Source organism: Mesorhizobium sp. P2_C5_2 (genome assembly GCF_056404535.1).
In genome coordinates this window covers 605,083-624,288 of the sequence record NZ_JBFUDV010000005.1, presented here as the reverse complement: position 1 = coordinate 624,288, position 19,206 = coordinate 605,083, and the positions used below count along the sequence as shown (strand labels likewise).

Here is a 19,206-nt window from a genome sequence, read left to right as displayed (position 1 = left end):
TGCCCTGCCGGGCATCTCCCCCGCAAGGGGGGAGATTGGCCGCCTTTACGCCGCGCCTTTCCTTCCAACGTTGGAGATAGGCCAAAGCGGCGGAGCGAACAATCTCCCCCCTTGAGGGGGAGATGGCCGGCAGGCCAGAGGGGGGTGCAGCGCCACACGCTCGTCATCAGCCTGCCTTCTGCAATCCCTTGAACAGGAACGTCCGGCCGGAGCGATAGTCGTAGTCGGGATTCTCCCAGGCGATCATCTTGCCGGGATTGAGCAGCCCTTGCGGATCGGTCTCGCGCTTGAAGGCGAGCTGGATTTCGTCAGTCTGCTTCATGCCGCCTTCTTCCAGCGTGTAGCGGTGCGGGTTGAAGATCGGGCAGCCATTCTCCTCATGCAGCCGGATGATTTCGTTGAGCCGCGCCTCGGTGGTGAACTTGACCAGCGGCAGGCCGAAGCAGGTGATGTTGCCGTCGAGCCGCACGAATTCGAGATGCGAAAAGACCTCGCCCGGAAACATCGCATCCATCTTCTCGACCAGCGCCAGCTGGTTGGGAAACGGATAGAGCGACTGCAGATAGGTGATCGAGGGATCGACCCGCAGTGCCCTCAGTGTCGTGTGGTTCCACGCCAGTTCAAAACCCGGCGGGAGGCCCTTTTTCTCCTCATCCGATGCCGCCGCCGCATTGAAGATGACCTCACCGCCGGCGCGGCGGGTAAAGGCGAGGAATGCGTCGAGCCCATGCCTTGCGACCATGACGACGCAGGTGCTCTGCCCCTCCTTCAGGAACTTCTGGTGGCGCTTGAAGTAGAGCTGCGGCACGGGGGCGGCGATCGGCGTGATCAGCTTGGTCAGGATGCCGTCCTGGCAGGCCAGCGCATTGCCGTAGCGGGCTGCCGGCATGAAGCTATCGAAGCCGACGATGACGTCGATCCATTCATAGGCCGCCGTCAGCGGCATCTCGACTTCCGTAATGATGCCATTGGTGCCATAGGCATGCGTCACCTTGTGCAAATCCTCGCCGGTGAGTTCGAGCACCTTCGGCTCGGCTTCCATGGTGACGACACGCAGGCGCAGCACATTGCCGAAATCGCGCAAGCCGCCGAAATTGATCGAGCCGACGCCGCCGGAGCCGCCGGCGATGAAGCCGCCGATCGAGGCGGTGTTGTAGGTCGACGGCGACAGCCTGAGCTCCTGCCCGGAATGCGCCCGCGTCGCCTTGTCGATATCGGCGAGGATCGCACCCGGTCCGGTGACGACGCGGCCCGGCGCGATGGTCTTGATCTCGTTCATCTCGGCAAGGTTGAGCACCACGCCGCCCGACAGCGGCATCGCCTGGCCGTAATTGCCGGTGCCGCTGCCGCGCGGAGTCACCGGGACGCCGTGACGGTGGCAGGCGGCGAGCACACGGATCAGTTCGGGCTCATTCTTCGGCGTCACGATCAGGTCGCCGGTGACATGGTCGAGCTGCTGTTTCAGCACCGGGCTGTACCAGTAGAAATCGCGGCTCTTCTGCTGGACGATGGCCGGATTGTCGTCGAGCTTTATCCCGTCGAGATCGCGTTTGAGCGCCGAAACATCCATCATTCCACCATCAGTTCGTCGAGCTCGGCATAGTCGGGCAATTGCCTGTCGATCGCCTTGCCGTCGCGCACGACGATGCGATCCGATTCGGGTCGCGACAGCAATTCCGTCCAGCTCCGCCCCTTGAAGACGATGAAGTCTGCGCTGCAGCCAGCGGCGAGCGTGCCGACACCATCGAGGCGCATCACTTTTGCCGGGGTCGCCGCCACCGTCTGCGGCCAGTCGCCGACCGGATGGTCGAAATGCAGGATGCGCGTCGCCATGCGGTAGACCTCCAGCATGTCGAGGTCGCCATAGGCGTAGAAAGGGTCGCGCGTGTTATCGGAGGCGACGGCGACCGCAATGCCTCTCGCCTTCATCTCGTGCAGCAGCGTCACGCCGCGCCAGCGTGGCGTGGTCTGGTCGGCACGCCGGTCCTGCAGATAGAGGTTGCACATTGGCAGCGACACCACCGCCAGCCCGGCCTTGGCCACCTTGTCGAGTGTGTCCAGCACGTCGAGATCCGGCTGGCGCGCCAGCGAGCAGCAATGTCCGACCAGGATGTTGCCTTCAAAGCCGTTCCAAAGGGCAGCCTCGGCGATCTTCTTCAGCGAGATCGCAGCGACATCGTCGGTCTCATCGGCGTGGAAATCGAGATCGAGCCCGTGCTTGATCGCCTCGGCGAACACCTTGTCGAGAAGCTCCTCGAGGTCGGGCACCATATAGGTGACGACGCCGAGCACGCCCTTGGCCGCGGCCACGCGTTTCGCCAACCTCTCGAACCATTTCTTGTCGCGCACGCCTTCGATGCCGAGCAGGCAGGCCGCCTGCAATTCGATGCGGCCGCGCCATTTCTCCCGCATCGCCTCGAACACCGGCCAGGAAATCTCCTCCTGCGGCGACACGCTGTCGAGATGCGTGCGCAGCGCCCTAGTGCCGTGCGCATACGCCGAGCGCAGCGAGAAATCCATGCGCCGCGCCACATCCTCGGCGCTCCAGCGCGCGGCGCGGTCGGCGCCGGTGGCGTTGAGCGCGCCCATGAAGCTGCCATCCGGATTGGGCTTGCGCGGCCAGATATGACCCTTGTCGATATGGGTGTGGCAGTCGACGAAACACGGCAGCACGATGCGGCCGGCGAGATCGATGGCATCTGCCGGCGTTTTCGATTTCTTGTGCGCTGTGATGGCTGAGATCTTGCCATTGGCGACGACGATGTCGGCAACTGCGAAGCCGTCGCTGTCGTAAGCCGCGGCAAGGCCGGGCGTCAGCGACCGGTGAACGCGAACGTTGGCCAGGACATAGGAACCGTCCTGCGGAATGCTGATGGCTGACGTCACCCTACCGCTCCTGTTTCAGCGCGCTCTCGTGCCAGCGGCGCAGGATGAGATGCGACACCAGCGACAGCACCAGGAAGATCAAGATGCCGGTGAGCGAAATCAGGATCAGCGCCGCAAACAGCCGTGGTGCATTGAGCCGGTAGCCGGCCTCAATGATGCGTGACGCCAGCCCCGACGACTGTCCCTGCGCGCCGGCAACGAACTCGGCCACCACGGCGCCGATCAGCGACAGGCCGCCGGCAATCTTCAAGCCGCCGAGGAAATAGGGCATCGCCGCCGGCAGCCTGAGATAGCGCAATTGCTGCCAGCGCGTGGCGCCGTTGAGCTTGAACATGTCGCGCAGATTGCGATCGACCGAATTGAGGCCAAGCGTGGTGTTGGACAGGATCGGGAAGAAGGCAACGATCCAGGCGCAGAGCAGCAATTTCACCGTCTGGTTGTTCACATAGATGTTGATCAGCGGGAAGATCGCGACGATCGGCGTCACCTGCAGCACGATGGCGAAGGGGAAGAACGACATCTCCACCCATTTCGATTGCGCAAACAGCACCGCCAGCCCGACGCCGCCGATGACGGCAAGCACCAGGCTGAGGAAAGTGATCCTGAGGGTCACCAGCAGCGAGGAGAACAGCAGCCCGGCGTCGTCATAGAGCGTCTGCAGCACGACGCCCGGACGCGGCAGGATGTATTTCGGGATCTCGTTCCAGACGCAGACGCGGTCCCATAGCCAGATCGCCAGGATCATGATCGCCAGCGGCAAGACCCATCGGCCGATCCGCTCCAGCCGCTCCTGGCGCACACGGCCCGCCTCCTCGGGATCGAGGGTCAGCACGGGTTGCTCAATGGCCGTCATGGTGTGGTCCGGCTGACGTGTTGATGGCGTTGACCAGAATATCCGAGGCCTGGCGGCAGAGCGCGGCATAGTCGGGCGAGGTGCGGAACACCTCGTCGCGCGGATAGGCGGCATCGATTGCAAGCTCTGCATGGACGCGGCCGGGCCGCGCCGCCATGACGACGACGCGGTTGGACAAAAACACGCTTTCAAAGACGCTGTGAGTGACAAAGACGACGGTGAAGCGTTCGTCCTGCCACAGCTCCAGAAGATCGTTGTTGAGCTTGAATCGGGTGATTTCGTCGAGGGCGGCGAACGGCTCGTCCATCAGCAGGATGCGCGGCTTGGTCACCATGGCGCGCGCGATCGAGACGCGCATCTTCATGCCGCCGGAAAGCTCGCGCGGCACGGCGTTTTCGAAACCGGTCAGGTGCACCCGCGCCAGCATCTCCGTCACCGCAGGCTCCGCCTTGGCCCGCGAGATGCCTTTCAGCCGCAGTGGCAGCCAGACATTGTCGAAGACATTGGCCCAGGGCAGCAGCGTCGGCTCCTGGAAGACGAAGCCGATGTTGGCGCGGTCGATCGAACCGCGCCAGTCGAGCACGCCGGAGGTCGGCGTCGACAGGCCGGCGATCAGCCTGAGCGCCGTCGACTTGCCACAGCCGGACGGTCCGAGCAGGCTGAGAAAATCGCCCTCGCGGATGGTCAGGTCGACATCGCTCAGCGCCGTGACGCCGTTGGAAAACACCTTGCCGACATGGCGCAGCGCCAGCAGCATCGGGCTTTCACCCGATGCCAAAATCGGCGCCTGCGCCATTGTCTCCAGTCTCACGATTACTTCTTCAGCTCGAGCCCGACGCCCTTGTTGATGAAGGCCAGCGTATAAGCCTTCTTGATGTCGATGCCGGGCTGCGCGACCTTGGCCTTGACCATCTTGTCGTAAAAACTCTGGATGCGTGCGTCGGTCATGGCGCCGATGCCGAGCTTTTCCGAATCGCCGGAATCGACCACGCCGAATTTTTTCAGCTGTTCGATCGAGAAGGCGATCTGCTCATCCGTCATGTCAGGATTGTCTTTCTTGATCATGTCGTTGGCGGCCTTGTTGTCGCCGTAGAGATAGTTGTACCAGCCCTTGGCCGAACCATCGACGAAGCACTGGACGACCTCCGGCCGCTTGTCGATCGTGTCCTGCATGACCTCGACGGTGGTCGCATAGGTCTCCCAGCCATAGTCGGCGAGCAGGAACTGGTTGGGCAGGAAGCCGCCCGCTTTCTGCACCGCGAATGGCTCCGAGGTGACATAGCCCTGCTGGATCGACTTCTTGTTGGCGATGAAGGGCGCCGGATTGAAAGTGTAGGGCACGCGCTTGGCGGCATCGAAGCCGAGCTCGGTGACCATCCACTGGAAGAAGGTCTGTGCACCCTCGTCACCGAGAATGTACTGGTCGGCGGTCTTCAAATCTTCCCACTTGTCCAGCCCCTGCCCCGGCTGGGACATGATGACCTGGGGGTCCTTCTGGAAATCGGCCGCCACCACGCGCATCGGAATGCCCTGCTGCACGGCGTCGAAGGCCGAAAGCAGATTACCGCCCATGTAGAAATCGAGCTTGCCGGCCAGCAGCAGCGGCCGCCCGCTGACCTGCGGACCGCCCTGCGAGATCGTCACGTCGAGGCCGCATGCGGCATAGGTACCGTCGGCGACAGCCTGGTAGTAGCCGCCATGCTCGGGCTCGGCCAGCCAGTTGGTGCCGAAGGTGACTTTCTCATTCGCGGCCGCACCCAGCGTGCTGGCCCCAAGCAGCGCGAGCGCGCCAGCCAAAATCTTCTGTCTTCCGTACATCGACACCACCCTTTGTTGGCTCCGGAGCGTCACGCGCCGGGCTCGACACCATTGGTCCAAGAAGCAAGACACATGCCACCGCCCGGACCGCCTGCTTCACGCGGACGTCATTGCCAAGACCGGACGGGTCATGCTGTGCAGAAGGCATCGTGCCTATTTTTTGGACGCCTGTCCACAATCGCTCCGGCAACATGCACCGCATCTTGAGGGACTTGCTTTCGGGCCCTAGGCTGGCCGTATCCAGGAGATTGCCATGTTCAAATTCCTCACCCCGAAGTCGATCAAACCACCCTTTGCCCGCTACAGCCACGGCGTCGAGGTGCCCCCAGGCAAGCGGCTGGTGCTGTGCTCCGGCCAGGTCGCCATCACGGCGGATGACCAGATCCCGGAGGATGCCGGCGCGCAGGCCGAATTGTGCTTCCAGAACATAGCAGCGATCCTCGGCGAGGCCAGCCTGGGACTAGGGGACATCGTTCGCATCAACGCCTACGTCACCGACCGCGCGCATCTGCGACCCTACATGGACGTCCGCGACCGCCTGTTTGCCAGCCCCGCACCCGCCTCGACACTGATGATCGTGTCAGGCTTCGCGCGGCCGGAATTCAAGGTCGAGGTCGAGGCGATCGCCGCGGGGTGAGGAGTGGTCCGCGAGCGGATGGAAAGCCACAGAATTGGCTTTCCAAGCGACGAACGCCCGAAGCCATAGCGGAGGGCCGGTCGACAATTTCGGGTTCCAGCTCTAAGGCTGGTTCATCCGCTTGAAGAGGCACGACATGACCGTTGCAAACAGACGTGTGTGGTGGGGTGACTACCGGACCACCGAATACGCCACGATCGATCCGGAGGCGACCATTGCCGTTCTGCCGGTGGCTGCGATCGAGCAGCACGGCCCGCATCTGCCGGTTTCGACCGACACATCGATCATGAACGGCATGCTGGAGACCGTTATCGCCCGCCTGCCCGGCGACCTCGACATCCGCATCCTGCCGGTCCAGGCGGTCGGCAAATCGAACGAGCATCTGCATGCGCCGGGCACGCTGACCTTGCCGGCGACGACCCTGGTCGACGCCTGGACCGAGCTTGGCCTGTCCATCGCGCGCGCCGGGGTGAGGAAGCTGATCGTCGTCAACTCGCATGGAGGCAATGAAGAGATCATGGGCATCGTCACGCGCGAACTGCGTGTGCGTGAAAGGATGCTGGCGGTGAAGACCAGCTGGCAGCGATTCGGCCGCCCGGCCGGCATGTACACCGAGCTCGAGGACCGCCACGGCATTCATGGCGGCGACGTCGAGACCTCGCTGATGCTGCATTTTCGCCCGGAGCTGGTCGATATGGGCAAGGCCGACAATTTCGTCTCCAAGGTCGCCCGCGCCGAGACCGAATTTGCGCTGCTGCGCCACACCGGCACGCACGCCTTCGCCTGGATCGCTGGGGATCTCAACCCCAACGGCGTCGTCGGCGACGCCTCGATCGCAACGGCCGAAAAGGGCCGGCTGACCGCGGAACATCAGGCCGACGGTTTCATCACCCTGCTGAAAGACGTGCGCAAGGCGAAGCTTGCCGACTGGCTGGCGTAGCGGGCCGCCTTAGCCGTCGATTTTCAAAACGAAAGGCGTGCCCTCGAAAGCGTCGGCGCCGCGCCCGATCGCCTCGATCGCTTCGATCATGCGGCCTTGTCGCGAGAGCAGAGTGTCAGCGACGGCGATCAGCCGCGGATTAGGCGTCGCCGAGGGCGAAAGCTGCCGCAATGTCTGCGCCAATTCTGCCTCATCGCGCTTTGGCGCCAGCGCCGCGGCGATGATGTAGGCCGAGGCGGTCGAGCGGCTGATGCCGGCATAGCAATGCACGACCATCGGATTGGCACGGTCCCATTTGCGGGCGAAATCGAGCAGATTGCGCACATGGTCTTCGCCCGGCATCGTCATGCCGTCCTGTGCCACGGCGATATCGTGCATGACCAGATGCAGATGGTTGTCCTTGGCGATTGAGGCCGGCCGTGTCACCTCGGTGCCGGCGGCAAGCAGCGACAGCACGCGCTCAGCGCCGCTTCTGGCCACCGTCTCCTCAAGCTTCGCCAGCGAACAGACATGGATCATGGCGCGATCTCCTTCGGCTTATCGTTGCGCCGCGCGGACCAGTCGGCAAGCGCGGATTCAAGCCGCTGCCATTCCTCCTGACTTCCAGGCAGCCCGGCACGCAGCACCTGCGGCCGGTCGGAAAAATGCCGGAGCAGGATGCCGCGCTCGCCGAGCGCCGAAAACAGCCCGGCCGCGTTCGGAATCTGAAGATAACGAAACAGCGTCGTGCCGCCGGCGACAGCAACACCGAATCGCGCAAACAGCGCGTCGAGCCGCGCGGCATCCGAAACCAGCCGGCGTCGCATGTCAGCCTGCCAGCCGCTATCGGCAAGCGCGCGAATGCCATACTCCAGCGCCGGACCGGCGACAGCCCAGGGTCCGAATTGCGTTTCAAGCCTTTCGACCGTCAACGCATCGGAAAGCGCGAAGCCGAGCCGTAGGCCGGCAAGGCCGAAGAACTTGCCGAACGAGCGCAGCACGACGATGCCGCCCTGCCCGACATCGCCGGCAAGGCTTTCGGCGTGCGGGCCGACATCCATGAAGGCTTCGTCGACGACCAGCAGCCCGCCCTTGGCGCGCAATATCTCGGCAAGCCGAAGCAGCCTTTCCCGCGGCACAACACGCCCGTCTGGGTTGTTTGGATTGACGACGATGGCGAGGTCGGCCGCGACGAGCGCCTCGACATCGTCGACCTCCGCCACGGCATGGCCGGCGATCGCAGCCGCTCTGGCGTGCTCGGCATAGGTCGGCCCGAGCACCAGCGCCCGGCCGGGACTCACCAGCGAGGCGACGCGCGGCAACAGGATCTGCGTGCCCGGGGCTGCTGCCACATGGGCTGCCGACGGCGCGCCATAGGCGCCTGCGGCGATCCTGGCCAACTCACGCAGGCGCGCGGCTTCCGGCAATCGTGACAGAGCGGTGGCGGGCAGCTCGAAAAGCGGGTAGGAGTGCGGATTGATACCTGTCGAGAGATCGACGAAAGGTTGTGGCGCGTGAGGGAAGAGCGCGCTCGCCCGGCCAAGGGATCCACCGTGATCCACCGCAGCAATCGCTCCATCAAGAAGCTTCATGTCGATCCTGATCGCTTTCCTGTCCCTGGCCATCGAACGCATCCTGGGTTACCCGGACTGGCTATTCCGTGCCGTTGGCCATCCCGTCACCTGGTTCGGCAGGCTGATATCCTTTCTCGACCTCAGGCTCAACCGCGCCACTGATTCCGACGCCTCGCGTCGCCGCCGGGGCGCACACGCGCTGCTGGTCATTGTTCTGGTGCCGGCGGCGATTGCCTTCATCGTGCAAATCCTGCTCTGGCAGCTCTTTCCTGCCGGCATGATCATCACGGCAATCATGGCCTCGTCGCTGCTGTCGCAGAAGAGTCTCACCGAGCATGTCGAAGCGGTCGCCGATGCGCTGGACACGGGCGGGCTGGCACTCGGACGCATTGCCGTCGCCCGCATCGTCGGCCGCGATCCCGAAAAGCTCGACCACGCCGGCGTCAGCCGCGCCGCGATCGAAAGCCTGGCCGAGAATTTTTCCGACGGCATCGTCGCACCGGCCTTCTGGACCGGTGTTTGCGGCCTGGCCGGCGGCGTCGCCTATAAAGCCGCCAACACCGCCGATTCGATGATCGGTCACCGCACGCCGCGCCATGAGGCCTTCGGCCGGGCGGCAGCACTTTTCGACGACTGGATCAACCTGCCGGCCTCCCGGCTGACCGCGCTGCTTATCATTGGCGCCGCCTTTCTTGTCAGCGGCGCCGATCCCCGCAATGCCTGGGAAGCGGTGCGGCGCGACGCCAGAAAGCACCGCTCGCCCAATGCCGGCTGGCCGGAGGCGGCGATGGCCGGCGCCCTCGGCCTAGCGCTCGCCGGCCCGCGTACCTATGGCGGCGTTGTCGTCGAGGATGCGTTCATGGGCGAAGGCGGCCGGCGCGAAGCCGAGAGCCTGGACATCAGGCGGGCGCTGAAGCTCTACCAGGTCGCCGACTATCTGCTGATCGCGCTGTTCGGATTGCTCTCGGCGGGGCTGATCTACCTGACGATCTGAGATAGGTCAGAACTCGATCCCCTGCTGCGCCTTCACACCCGCAGAGAAATGGTGCTTGGTCACGCCCATTTCGGTGACGAGGTCGGCGGCCTCGACCAGCGCCGGCTTGGCATTGCGGCCGGTGACGACGACATGCAGGCCCTCGCGCCGGGCCTTTAGCGCGGCAACCACCTTGTCGAGATCGAGATAGTCATAGCGCAGCGCGATGTTAAGCTCATCGAGCACGACAAGGCTGATCGACGGATCGGCGATCAGCTCTAGCGCCTTGGCCCAGGCAGCTTCGGCCGCCGCAATGTCGCGCTTCAAATCCTGCGTCTCCCAGGTGAACCCCTCGCCCATCGTGTGCCAGACGACCCGGTCGCCGAACGCCGCGAAGGCATCTTTTTCGCCGGTGTGCCATTTGCCCTTGATGAACTGGACGACGCCGACGCGCTTGCCGTAGCCGAGCATGCGCAGCGCCAGGCCGAAGGCGGCGGTGGTCTTGCCCTTGCCGGGTCCGGTGTTGACGATCAACAGCCCCTTCTCGACCGTCTTTTCCGCAACCTCGGCATCTTGCACCGCCTTGCGCTTGGCCATCTTGGCGCGGTGGCGTTCCTCGTCTTTTGCGTCGATATCGGTCATTATTTCACCTTGAGCGGCAGCCCCGCCACCATCAGAAGCACCGTATCGGCAATTGCCGCAACCTGCTGGTTAAGCCGGCCGGCAGCGTCACGAAACCGGCGCGCCAGCGCATTGTCGGGCACGATGCCTTGCCCGACTTCGTTGGAGACCACGAACCACGGCCCGCGCGGCCGCGACAGCACGCCGGCCAGCCGCCGGCATTCCGTGTCGAGATCATGGTCGGAAAGCATATGATTGGTCAGCCACAGCGTCAGGCAATCGACGAGCACCGGCTGGTTGTCGGGTAGCGCTTCGAGTGCACCGGCAAGATCGAGCGGCGCATCGATGGTCGCCCACCCCTCGCCACGCCGCGACCGGTGTTGCGCGATGCGCTCACGCATCTCATCGTCATAGGCTTCAGCGGTCGCGATATAGGCCCATGGCGGCGTTTGGGGGGGGGGGATCTTGCCGGAGCGCSCACCGCCGATGATGAAGGTCAAACTGCGATCAGGCAAAGCTGTCGCGCAGGCTGGTCGCGGTGCCGGTGAAGCGGGCGCGCACCACGCCAACCATCGCACCAAGCACCAGCCAGAACACCAGATTGGTCAGCGTCACCGCCACCACGAACTGATGATGCAGGCCTTCCGGGATCGGCGTCTCGAAACTGTCCGGCTGCGGCGCGCCGACAATATGCGGGGCGACAATCAGGATGACAGCAAGGACGGTTAGCGGCGCCGACGTGCGGAAGGCGATCAAGGCAAGGCCAATAGCAGTCGCCACAACCGTTGCCACCCACCAGATCTGGCGCGGCATGAGATCGGCCGCCGGCATTGCCGGCAGTTCCGGCGGCAGGCCGAGGCCCGGCGCCAGCGTGAACACGGCAAAGCCGGCCAGACCCCAGAATACGCCCTGGCGCCAGTTGCCGATGCCGCCAGCGAATTCGGAAACCGCCACCAGGACCAGCGCGAAACCGATGCCGGTGACGATATTGGCCAGCACGCTGAAGGCGAAGCGCTCGAAGCCGTCGGCCGGCGCCCAGCTTTCGTCCTCCGCCGGTGCGGCCGTTTCAGCCGGTGCGGGTGCTGCACTGCTCATGGCATTTCCCGCCGGCGCGGCGGTGCTCATGGCATTGGTGTCCGTAGCGTTGGCGGCCGCGGCATGCTCATGCTTATGGCCGCCACCGGCCTGTTCGTAGACTTCCGCCTTCAGGATGAGCGGCACGGTGGCATAGGCCTGCATGCAGGCGAGAACGACGCCGGCCACGAGCCCGGCGATCGCCGCGACGAACACGACGTTGCGAAACAGGTTCATGATGTCAGATCCTCGTCAGTGGCAGGGAAACGCCATCGAATGGCGATAGTCATGCGCGGCATTGTGGATCGCATCGATATGCGAGAAGCCGACAACGCCGATGACGAAAATGCCCAGAAACGCGCTAAGCACGAGCTGCATGAAGCGCGACTGCGAGGAGACGGAAGCGCCGAGGGAGACGGAAGCGGTATTCATATCTTGTCCTTTCGCCCTCCACCCGAGGGCATCGAAGTCAGTTCCCTGTCGCCGGCAGGTCTCCTGGCTCGCGGATCAGCGCCCTTCCCCACCTTCCCGAAGAAAAATCCTCAGTGGCTTGGAGAGGACTACCGCACACAGTTGCGGGGGCAGCCACGGCATTGGGCAACAAGTCAGCCCTCACCGCATTCCCTCTTGGTCCCTAACGGAACCGACGACATGCGTGACTATAGGCTGAAACAGCCGCGTCCGGCAAACCAAATTCCGCCGGCCAACAGCGCGAATGCGCCATGCAGTATTACGGGTTCAAGGAGCTGATCCGCTCCGCAACCAGCCGCTGCAGGCGCCACAGATGGCGATCGTGAATGCCGCGCTCCTCCAGATTCTTCACCGTGTTGTAGAGATAGTCGGCGCCTGACCCCCAGTGCCCGCAGGATGTGGCCAGCCTGTCGACGACCTTCGCCTCGTCGAGCGGGCCGGAATAGGTCAGCCCTTTGCGGTTGATGACGAAAGCCAGTGCCCTGAGCGGACCGGCCTCGCTTGTAAGCTTCAGCATGCGCGGCCGGTAGCTTGTCGGCTTCAGCGTGACTTCGCGCCGGAAAAGCCGGCCCAGCTGCTCTCGCCTGTCATTGTCGGCCAGCCGGAAGGCGACGCCTTTGCACTGTCCGCCACTGTCGAGCGCCATCATCAGTCCGGGGCGCTCTTTGGTGCCCCGCCAGCGTGTCATGTTCATGCAGAAAGATCGGTGCCAGCCGCGTGCCAGCGCAACGCGGTCCTCGACATAATCGATTTCCGGCTTCCAGATCAGCGAGCCATAGCCGAACAGCCACAGCGGTTCGCTATCGGGAAGCTCGGCCTGCAATTCGTCCACCAGCGAATCGTAGTCGCTGTCATCGAGGTGCATCGCCTCCGGGTCGGGTCCGGCGTCGGCGATCTCGCGCCAGCAGCGCGCGACCAATTCCGGCGTAAGCGACATCTGTCGTGCGGCCAATTTCCGAATCCCTATGTCCGGACATGATTATGCGCAGCACCGGCAACCGGCAATGTCAGCCGTGATTGACAAACGATTTGCCGGGGTGTCGGCTGGCGTATCCCTAGAGGAAGCCAGCCATGCAACCCAATCCGAGCGAGCGCGACCCCTATAATGGCCTGACCCAGGCCAAGCCGACGCTGCCGTCCTCTGCCTATTGGGACGCCGGCGCGTACCAGCGCGACCTCGACGCCATCTGGTACAAAAGCTGGCTGCTCGTCTGCCGCGAGGCCGATCTCGCCCAGCCTTTGGCGTTCAGGACATTCCGCGTCGGCACGCAGGAGATCGTCGTGCTGCGTGACGACACCGGCGAGCTGCGCGCCTTCCACAACACCTGCCGGCATCGCGGCTCGCAGCTTTGCCAGGAAAGCGAGGGCCGGCTGAAGGCGCGGCTGATTACTTGCCCCTACCACGCCTGGTCCTATTCGCTGCGCGGTGATCTCGTGCGCGTTCCCTCGAAATCGCTGCCCGACGGTTTCGATAAGGCCGACCATCCGCTCTACCGCGTGGCGCTGTCGGTGTGGCGCGGCTTTGTCTTCGTCAACCTGCAGGAGGATGCGGCCGGCTCGGCGCAGGCATCCTTCGATCCGGCATCCGGCGACCTCGCCAACTGGCCGCTGGAAACGCTGGTGTCAGGCCATGTGCTGCGCAAGGTGATGAACTGCAACTGGAAGATCTTTTGGGAAAACTTCAACGAGTGCCTGCACTGCCCCGGCGTCCACAAGGACCTGTCGCGACTGGTGCCGATCTACGGCCGCGGCCTTATGAGTCGGCGCGACGACCCCGACTGGGTCCGCCATGCCGACAATGACGCACCGGAGTTTTCCGGCGGACTGCGTACCGGTGCCGAGACCTGGTCGCGCGATGGACAGGCGCATGGCCCGGTCTTCTCCGGCCTGACACCGGCCGAACGCGCAGCAGGCCAGACCTATTCCACCAGCCTGCCGTCGATGTTCATCGTCGGCCATGTCGACTATGTCCGCACCGTGCGGCTGACGCCGCTCGGCCCCGAACAAACCGAGCTCACCGCCGAATGGCTGTTCGCACCGGAGGCGCTGGCTGAGACCGACATCGACAATGTCGTCGCCTTCGGCACCCAGGTACTGGAAGAAGATGCGGCGATCTGCGAGGTCAACCAGAAAGGCCTGCGCTCGATGCGCCACCAGGCCGGTGTGCTGATGCCGGAGGAGTACGACCTGCACCGTTTCCACAACTGGGTGCGCGAGCACCATGCGGCATCCTGATCAAAGCGATTTCGGCAGATAGCGCCACGTGACGAATCCGCAGACGGCCGCCAGCAAGCCCAGGGTGACAAAAACCGAACCCAGGCCGAAAAACGCCAGCACCACGGAATAGACCAGCGGCGGCGTCAGCTCGGAAAAGTCGAGATAGGTGCGGTAGACCGCAGCCATCTGCGACCGCTCATAATGCCTGACCGAGCGCATGAAGGCGGTCGAGCCCAGCGCATCGAGCGCGATGGTGAAGAAGGCGCCGCAGAGCAGGAAGAAGCCGGTAAGCAGCGGCGCGGTCGCGCCGACCGCGCCCGCCGCCAGCAGCGCGGCCGACATGGCGAAATAGGCGAAGGTCATGGTGCGCCGGCCACCGAAGCGTTTTCCAGCCTTGCCCCAGAAGATCGCCATGAACAACAGCGCATTGCCGGCCGAAACCAGCAGGCCGCCGGCAAGCTCGCCCTCGCCGGTGATGACCATGAACAGCGGCCCATAGACGAAGAACGTCGTCCAGAAGCAGGAGCGGCCGAAGGCGATCAGCCAGGCGAGCCTGAGCCTCGGCTGCGCGACGAAGCGGCCGATATTGGCCAGCGGATTGGCCGGCCGCGTCTTGCCCGGCCGGATCGACTGGTTGTCGCCCAGCCGATACGTCCAGAACAACGCCAACAAGGCCAGCGCGAACACCGCCACCGCACCATGCGCGGCATAGATGCCGTAGCGTGTGTAGAGGAAAATGCCGAGCGTCGGCCCGCCGGTCCAGGCCAGCATCGACCACGCCATGCGCAGCGATTCGGCCTGCATGAAGTCGGTCTTGCGAATGTGGTCCATGATGTAGAGGTTGAGCGTGATCGACAGCGCGCTCGCCCCCATGACGCGGCACAGCATCCCGGCTAGCTGCCCGGCAAGCGTGTGGGTGACGAAGAACAGCGAGCCTATCGCCAGCAGGCAGGCGCCGGCGGTATAGACCCAGCGCCGCGCAAAGCGGCGGATCAGCATCGGCATGAACAGCGTCACCGACAGGCCGAGCAGCGCCACGATGGTGTAGAGGATCGAGACGATCTGCTCATTGTGGAGGATTTCGTAGGCCTGGATCGGGATGACGCTCGACACCGTGGCGCGGGCGAAGGATTCGACCGCATAGAGCGAGGCAAAGGTGCGCGCATCCGCCGGACGCAAGGCCGGAAGCCAGATCGGATGGCGCACATGGGTGGACATTTCATCCCCAAAAGCAGACTCGCGGCGTCAAATCTGCGCTGGCGATTCCGCAGCCGGTAACAGGAAACCGACCCCTTCCCGGCAAAAAGCGATTTCGGTCAAAGGCTTTCCGGCTCTGGCCTAAAGCACCGCCTGATGCAGCCGCGCGGCCTTCTTTTGTCCGGTGCAACCGTGATAGTCGTCTCTGGGGCTGAATCAGATTACGAGACCATGAGTATCCATACCGCACCCCCTGGAGATCAACCGAAGCGCATCGTCGCCATCGACGTCGTGCGCGGCATCGCGCTGATCGCCATGGCCAGCTACCACTTCACCTGGGATCTTGAGAATTTCCACTACACCGATCCCGGTCTCACCGCCTTCGGCTGGTGGAAGATCTATGCGCGCTGCATCGCCTCGACATTCCTGTTCCTGGTCGGCGTCAGCCTGTTTCTGGCCCATGGCAGGCAGATCCGCTGGAACGGCTTCTGGAAGCGCTTTGCCATGGTCGCCGTCGCGGCGGTTGCCATATCGGCGGTCACGTATTTCTTGACGCCGGGCAGCTTCATCTTCTTCGGCATCCTGCACGAGATCGCGCTGGCCAGCCTGCTCGGCCTTTTGTTCCTGCGGCTGCCGTCCTTGCTGACGCTGGTCGTGGCGGCGGTGGTGATCGCAGCGCCCATCTACCTCCGATCCGAAGCCTTCGATCATCCGGCGTTGTGGTGGGTCGGTCTGTCGGCGATCAACCCACGCTCCAACGACTATGTGCCGCTGTTTCCCTGGTTCGGCGCCGTGCTTGTCGGCATCGCCGCGGCAAAGCTGGCGTCCACCACCGGCCTGCTGGCGCGGCTGGCGACGCTGACGCCCGGAAGCTGGGCCAAGCCATTCACCTTCATCGGCCGCCACAGCCTGGCTTTCTACCTGATCCACCAGCCGCTGCTGTTCGGCTGTGTCTGGCTGTTCTCGCAGATCATGCCGGCGCCGGTCGAGACACGGGAAGTGGTCTTCCTGAAGGAATGCCAGGTATCCTGCGAACAGCAGCGCGACACGGAGTTCTGCACCAGCTATTGTGTGTGCATGCTGGACACGCTGCAAAGCGAGGCGGCATTCGACCGGCTCTACAATGGCGACCAGACCCCGGAGTTCAAAGCGCATCTCGGTGAACTCGCCGGCATCTGTACCGCCAAGACGGAGGAGAGCCCGATGACGCAGGGAGGGCAACAATGACCGACAAGCTGCCAAAAGCCGGATTAGCAAAACCTGGGCTATCGAAATCCGGGCTGATTCCATGGCCGCCGCTGATCTACTGCACCGCCATCGCCATCAGCATCGTGCTCGGCCTCTTCTATCCCCTGCCCTGGATCGGCGACCTCCTTGGCGACCTCCTGTTCGCGGCCGGCTTTGTGGTACTGTTTGCCGTTGCCGCACTCTGGTTCACCGCCATCCGCGCCATGACGCGCGCCAAAACGACAATGAACCCCAACGGCGTGCCGGAGCATCTGGTGACGTCAGGCCCGTTCGGCGTCACGCGCAATCCGATGTATCTGGCCAACACGCTGCTGTTGATCGGTGCCGCCTTGGTCTCGGGGATCGTATGGTTCCTGCCGCTGGCCCTGATCGCCGCCTTCGCCACCCAGAAGGTCGCGATCGAGAGCGAGGAAAAAGTGCTGGCCGCAAAATTCGGCAAGAAATACCGCGACTACGCCAAGCGCGTGCGGCGCTGGATTTGAGCCTTCCCGGCGCGATGCCGTCGCCTAGGTATTCACGCCCAGCTCCACCAACCGCTCGACGCAGGACTCTTCCGCCTGGTCGAGCTCGGCCAGCGTCTCCTCGAGGTCGCGCCGCTTCTGGCGAAGATCCTCGCGCTTCTCCTCGATGCGCTTGATCATCAGGTTGAGTTGGCCGACCTCGCCGGGCGGCTCCTTGTACATCTGGATGATTTCGCGGATTTCGTTGATCGAGAAGCCGAGTCGCTTTCCGCGCATGATCTGGCGGATCAGGTGCCGGTCGGACGGGCGAAACAGCCTGGTGCGGCCGCGCCGAACCGGTTGCACCAGCCCCTCATCCTCGTAAAAGCGCAGCGTCCGCGTCGACACGTCGAATTCGCGGGTCAGTTCAGTGATCGAATAATATTCCCGCATTCTTGCTCCCAAGCCGAAACGTAAGCGACCGCCTGCCAAGCGGCGCACCCCACTCAACCCGATCAACCATGTCCCATGCCGGACTCGACATGAAACCCCTGTGCGAATCTCGCACGGCATTTACGTAAAAGTCAATTGACGTGAGACGTTACCAACTTGAGCTAGGTTGTTGAGATTCAGGTCAGGCCGAGTCGAAAATGGTTGATACCGAGAACCGGAGCGTACTTTTCGTACGTGAGCACCGGAAGCGCAGGTATCAGCCATTTGCAGGCCGGCCTCACCTGAATATCAACAGCCTAGGGTATGGCGAACCACCAGGTAGCTAGCCCGAGGAAAGCAAAGAATCCAACGACATCGGTGACCGTGGTGACGAAAACCGCTGAGGCCACGGCCGGATCGATCTTGAACCGGTCGAGCAGCAGCGGGATCAGGATGCCGGCAAGAGCTGCGACGAACATGTTGATGATCATCGCCGCGGCGATGATGCCGCCCAGATTGGGATCGCGGAACCAGGCCGACGCAACGATGCCGATCAGCACGGCGAAGATGATACCGTTGATGGACCCGACGCCCATCTCGCGGCGGATGATGCGGCCTGCATTGTAGATGTCGAGGTCCTTCGTCGCCAGCGCCCGCACGGTGACGGTCATGGTCTGCGACCCGGCATTGCCGCCCATGCCGGCCACGATCGGCATCAGCACCGCCAGCGCCACGATATGCTCGATGGTGCGGTCGAACAGGCCGATCACCGAAGCTGCCAGGAACGCGGTCAACAGATTGACCAGCAGCCAGGGAACGCGCGAGCGCGAGGTCGACAGGATGCTGTCGGACAGCTCTTCGTCGCCGACACCGCCCATGCGCAACAGATCTTCCTCGGCTTCCTGCTGGATGACATCGACGACGTCGTCGATGGTCAGCACGCCGACCAGCCGCTCGTTCTCGTCGACGACAGCGGCGGACAGAAGATCGTATTGCTCGAATTCCCGCGCCGCCTCTTCCTGATCCATGGTGGCCGGAATGGCGTGCCTGGTCTCATGCATCACCTCCTCGACCTTGATGGTACGCTTGGTGCGCAGGATCTGGTCGAGGTCGATGGCGCCGAGCAGCTTGAAACTCGGATCGATGACGAAGATCTGGCTGAATCGGTCGGGAAGGTTCTGGTCCTCGCGCATGTAGTCGATGGTCTGACCGATGGTCCAGAACGGCGGCACCGCGACGAACTCGGTCTGCATGCGGCGACCGGCGGTCTCTTCGGGGTAGTCGAGCGAGCGGCGCAGCCTGATCCGTTCGGTGAACGGCAGCTGCGACAGGATCTCGTCCTGGTCTTCCTTTTCAAGGTCTTCGAGAATGTAGACGGCGTCGTCGGAATCGAGTTCCTGCACCGCCTGGGCAATCTGCGCATTGGGCAGATTGTCGACGATCTCCATGCGAATCGCCTCGTCGACCTCGGTCAGCGAGGAAAAATCGAAATCGGCGCCAAGCAGTTCGACCAGCGCGCGGCGCTGTTCGGGATGCAGCGCCTCGAGCAGATCACCGAGTTCCGACTGGTGCAGGTCGTCGACTTCGCGCTTCAGCGTCAGCGTGTCGCGATCGGCGATGGCGGCGCCGATCTGGGCCAGGAAGGACGACAGAACGGCGCCATCCTCGCCATAAATGTCGGCGTGGGCATCGTCAGCGGCTTTGGCGCCGCTCGTCTGTTCGTGTTCGCCTTCCACCGGCGCCTCCCGCCATCGCAATCCCGCAAAAGGTGCCTGTCAGGTCTAGACCATGATCCCGAAAAGGGGAAACCGGTTTTCGGAAAAGATCATGATTAAACACTGAGATA

Annotated in this window: 21 protein-coding genes and 1 riboswitch; of the genes, 6 read left to right on the top strand and 15 right to left on the bottom strand. The window is 63.6% G+C overall.

The features are described from left to right. Window positions 1-166: 166 nt before the first annotated feature. From AC1D1B_RS21515 to AC1D1B_RS21495, 5 genes are read right to left on the bottom strand one after another with little or no spacing between them, the layout of a single operon-like run. On the bottom strand, window positions 167-1,570 hold the full coding sequence (locus tag AC1D1B_RS21515; RefSeq protein WP_477334876.1) for an FAD-binding oxidoreductase: 1,404 nt from the start codon (window positions 1,568-1,570) through the stop codon (window positions 167-169). Continuing rightward, window positions 1,570-2,886 (bottom strand): cytosine deaminase, encoded by a 1,317-nt coding sequence (locus AC1D1B_RS21510; RefSeq protein ID WP_477334422.1) that lies wholly within the window; start codon window positions 2,884-2,886, stop codon window positions 1,570-1,572. The genes AC1D1B_RS21515 and AC1D1B_RS21510 overlap by 1 nt, the downstream gene beginning before the upstream one ends. 1 nt (window position 2,887) lies before the next feature. Then, entirely contained in the window at window positions 2,888-3,739 is an 852-nt protein-coding gene (locus AC1D1B_RS21505; RefSeq protein WP_477334421.1) for an ABC transporter permease, read from the bottom strand. Next, a complete protein-coding gene (locus AC1D1B_RS21500; RefSeq protein WP_477334874.1) occupies window positions 3,726-4,535 on the bottom strand; it encodes an ABC transporter ATP-binding protein in 810 nt (269 codons plus the stop codon). Before AC1D1B_RS21500 ends, AC1D1B_RS21505 begins: the two co-directional genes overlap by 14 nt. Before the next feature lie 17 nt (window positions 4,536-4,552). Beyond that, window positions 4,553-5,557 carry an ABC transporter substrate-binding protein gene (locus AC1D1B_RS21495; protein WP_477334420.1) on the bottom strand — a complete coding sequence of 335 codons (1,005 nt, stop codon included), beginning with the start codon at window positions 5,555-5,557 and terminating at the stop codon, window positions 4,553-4,555. A 253-nt stretch (window positions 5,558-5,810) separates the two neighbouring features. Between AC1D1B_RS21495 and AC1D1B_RS21490 the strand changes: the two genes are divergently transcribed. Both AC1D1B_RS21490 and AC1D1B_RS21485 read left to right on the top strand, forming a co-directional pair. After that, entirely contained in the window at window positions 5,811-6,194 is a 384-nt protein-coding gene (locus AC1D1B_RS21490; RefSeq protein ID WP_477334419.1) for a RidA family protein, read from the top strand. A gap of 136 nt (window positions 6,195-6,330) precedes the next feature. Continuing rightward, on the top strand, window positions 6,331-7,134 hold the full coding sequence (locus AC1D1B_RS21485; RefSeq protein WP_477334418.1) for a creatininase family protein: 804 nt from the start codon (window positions 6,331-6,333) through the stop codon (window positions 7,132-7,134). Window positions 7,135-7,143: 9 nt separating this feature from the next. On the opposite strand, the gene AC1D1B_RS21480 is transcribed toward AC1D1B_RS21485, so the two are convergent. Further along, window positions 7,144-7,653, bottom strand: coding sequence for a tyrosine phosphatase family protein (locus AC1D1B_RS21480; RefSeq protein ID WP_477334417.1), 510 nt, complete (start codon window positions 7,651-7,653; stop codon window positions 7,144-7,146). Next, window positions 7,650-8,705: a threonine-phosphate decarboxylase CobD gene (gene cobD, locus AC1D1B_RS21475; protein WP_477334872.1), complete on the bottom strand. Its 1,056-nt coding sequence runs from the start codon at window positions 8,703-8,705 to the stop codon at window positions 7,650-7,652. Before cobD ends, AC1D1B_RS21480 begins: the two co-directional genes overlap by 4 nt. Here cobD and cbiB point away from each other — a divergent pair. After that, window positions 8,704-9,681, top strand: coding sequence for an adenosylcobinamide-phosphate synthase CbiB (gene cbiB / locus AC1D1B_RS21470; RefSeq protein ID WP_477334416.1), 978 nt, complete (start codon window positions 8,704-8,706; stop codon window positions 9,679-9,681). The genes cobD and cbiB overlap by 2 nt on opposite strands. 6 nt (window positions 9,682-9,687) lie before the next feature. Here the strand turns inward: cbiB and cobO are convergent, their stop codons facing one another. From cobO to AC1D1B_RS21445, 5 genes are all read right to left on the bottom strand, one after another. Next, complete coding sequence (gene cobO, locus AC1D1B_RS21465) at window positions 9,688-10,302, bottom strand: cob(I)yrinic acid a,c-diamide adenosyltransferase (RefSeq protein ID WP_023714330.1); 615 nt, start codon at window positions 10,300-10,302, stop codon at window positions 9,688-9,690. After that, entirely contained in the window at window positions 10,302-10,796 is a 495-nt protein-coding gene (gene cobU / locus AC1D1B_RS21460) for a bifunctional adenosylcobinamide kinase/adenosylcobinamide-phosphate guanylyltransferase (RefSeq protein ID WP_477334415.1), read from the bottom strand. The genes cobO and cobU overlap by 1 nt, the downstream gene beginning before the upstream one ends. Further along, window positions 10,789-11,592, bottom strand: coding sequence for a CbtA family protein (locus AC1D1B_RS21455; protein ID WP_477334414.1), 804 nt, complete (start codon window positions 11,590-11,592; stop codon window positions 10,789-10,791). The genes cobU and AC1D1B_RS21455 overlap by 8 nt, the downstream gene beginning before the upstream one ends. 15 nt (window positions 11,593-11,607) lie before the next feature. Next, on the bottom strand, window positions 11,608-11,787 hold the full coding sequence (locus AC1D1B_RS21450; RefSeq protein WP_477334413.1) for a CbtB domain-containing protein: 180 nt from the start codon (window positions 11,785-11,787) through the stop codon (window positions 11,608-11,610). Window positions 11,788-11,823: 36 nt separating this feature from the next. Then, window positions 11,824-12,018: riboswitch (cobalamin riboswitch) on the bottom strand. A gap of 67 nt (window positions 12,019-12,085) precedes the next feature. Next, window positions 12,086-12,778 (bottom strand): gamma-glutamylcyclotransferase, encoded by a 693-nt coding sequence (locus AC1D1B_RS21445; protein WP_477334412.1) that lies wholly within the window; start codon window positions 12,776-12,778, stop codon window positions 12,086-12,088. Between the two features lie 119 nt (window positions 12,779-12,897). On the opposite strand from AC1D1B_RS21445, the gene AC1D1B_RS21440 reads away from it, so the two are divergent. Further along, entirely contained in the window at window positions 12,898-14,061 is a 1,164-nt protein-coding gene (locus AC1D1B_RS21440; RefSeq protein ID WP_477334411.1) for an aromatic ring-hydroxylating oxygenase subunit alpha, read from the top strand. Here the strand turns inward: AC1D1B_RS21440 and AC1D1B_RS21435 are convergent, their stop codons facing one another. Further along, window positions 14,062-15,261: an MFS transporter gene (locus tag AC1D1B_RS21435; RefSeq protein WP_477334410.1), complete on the bottom strand. Its 1,200-nt coding sequence runs from the start codon at window positions 15,259-15,261 to the stop codon at window positions 14,062-14,064. 210 nt (window positions 15,262-15,471) lie between these two features. On the opposite strand from AC1D1B_RS21435, the gene AC1D1B_RS21430 reads away from it, so the two are divergent. Then, window positions 15,472-16,467, top strand: coding sequence for a heparan-alpha-glucosaminide N-acetyltransferase (locus AC1D1B_RS21430; protein WP_477334409.1), 996 nt, complete (start codon window positions 15,472-15,474; stop codon window positions 16,465-16,467). Continuing rightward, window positions 16,464-16,970, top strand: a complete 507-nt coding sequence (locus tag AC1D1B_RS21425; RefSeq protein ID WP_477334408.1) for a methyltransferase family protein — start codon at window positions 16,464-16,466, stop codon at window positions 16,968-16,970. The genes AC1D1B_RS21430 and AC1D1B_RS21425 overlap by 4 nt, the downstream gene beginning before the upstream one ends. A gap of 24 nt (window positions 16,971-16,994) precedes the next feature. On the opposite strand, the gene AC1D1B_RS21420 is transcribed toward AC1D1B_RS21425, so the two are convergent. Both AC1D1B_RS21420 and mgtE read right to left on the bottom strand, forming a co-directional pair. After that, a complete protein-coding gene (locus tag AC1D1B_RS21420; protein ID WP_023685221.1) occupies window positions 16,995-17,381 on the bottom strand; it encodes a MerR family transcriptional regulator in 387 nt (128 codons plus the stop codon). A gap of 296 nt (window positions 17,382-17,677) precedes the next feature. Beyond that, window positions 17,678-19,096, bottom strand: a complete 1,419-nt coding sequence (gene mgtE, locus AC1D1B_RS21415) for a magnesium transporter (protein ID WP_477334407.1) — start codon at window positions 19,094-19,096, stop codon at window positions 17,678-17,680. Window positions 19,097-19,206: the final 110 nt, after the last annotated feature.

Coding starts and splice junctions, on each gene's coding strand:
- AC1D1B_RS21515 (WP_477334876.1), bottom strand. CDS start 1,570: ATGGATGTTTCGGCGCTCAAACGCGATCTCGACGGGATAAAGCTCGAC.
- AC1D1B_RS21505 (WP_477334421.1), bottom strand. CDS start 3,739: ATGACGGCCATTGAGCAACCCGTGCTGACCCTCGATCCCGAGGAGGCG.
- AC1D1B_RS21500 (WP_477334874.1), bottom strand. CDS start 4,535: ATGGCGCAGGCGCCGATTTTGGCATCGGGTGAAAGCCCGATGCTGCTG.
- AC1D1B_RS21495 (WP_477334420.1), bottom strand. CDS start 5,557: ATGTACGGAAGACAGAAGATTTTGGCTGGCGCGCTCGCGCTGCTTGGG.
- AC1D1B_RS21490 (WP_477334419.1), top strand. CDS start 5,811: ATGTTCAAATTCCTCACCCCGAAGTCGATCAAACCACCCTTTGCCCGC.
- AC1D1B_RS21485 (WP_477334418.1), top strand. CDS start 6,331: ATGACCGTTGCAAACAGACGTGTGTGGTGGGGTGACTACCGGACCACC.
- AC1D1B_RS21480 (WP_477334417.1), bottom strand. CDS start 7,653: ATGATCCATGTCTGTTCGCTGGCGAAGCTTGAGGAGACGGTGGCCAGA.
- cbiB (WP_477334416.1), top strand. CDS start 8,704: ATGTCGATCCTGATCGCTTTCCTGTCCCTGGCCATCGAACGCATCCTG.
- cobD (WP_477334872.1), bottom strand. CDS start 8,705: ATGAAGCTTCTTGATGGAGCGATTGCTGCGGTGGATCACGGTGGATCC.
- cobO (WP_023714330.1), bottom strand. CDS start 10,302: ATGACCGATATCGACGCAAAAGACGAGGAACGCCACCGCGCCAAGATG.
- AC1D1B_RS21455 (WP_477334414.1), bottom strand. CDS start 11,592: ATGAACCTGTTTCGCAACGTCGTGTTCGTCGCGGCGATCGCCGGGCTC.
- AC1D1B_RS21450 (WP_477334413.1), bottom strand. CDS start 11,787: ATGAATACCGCTTCCGTCTCCCTCGGCGCTTCCGTCTCCTCGCAGTCG.
- AC1D1B_RS21440 (WP_477334411.1), top strand. CDS start 12,898: ATGCAACCCAATCCGAGCGAGCGCGACCCCTATAATGGCCTGACCCAG.
- AC1D1B_RS21435 (WP_477334410.1), bottom strand. CDS start 15,261: ATGTCCACCCATGTGCGCCATCCGATCTGGCTTCCGGCCTTGCGTCCG.
- AC1D1B_RS21430 (WP_477334409.1), top strand. CDS start 15,472: ATGAGTATCCATACCGCACCCCCTGGAGATCAACCGAAGCGCATCGTC.
- AC1D1B_RS21425 (WP_477334408.1), top strand. CDS start 16,464: ATGACCGACAAGCTGCCAAAAGCCGGATTAGCAAAACCTGGGCTATCG.
- AC1D1B_RS21420 (WP_023685221.1), bottom strand. CDS start 17,381: ATGCGGGAATATTATTCGATCACTGAACTGACCCGCGAATTCGACGTG.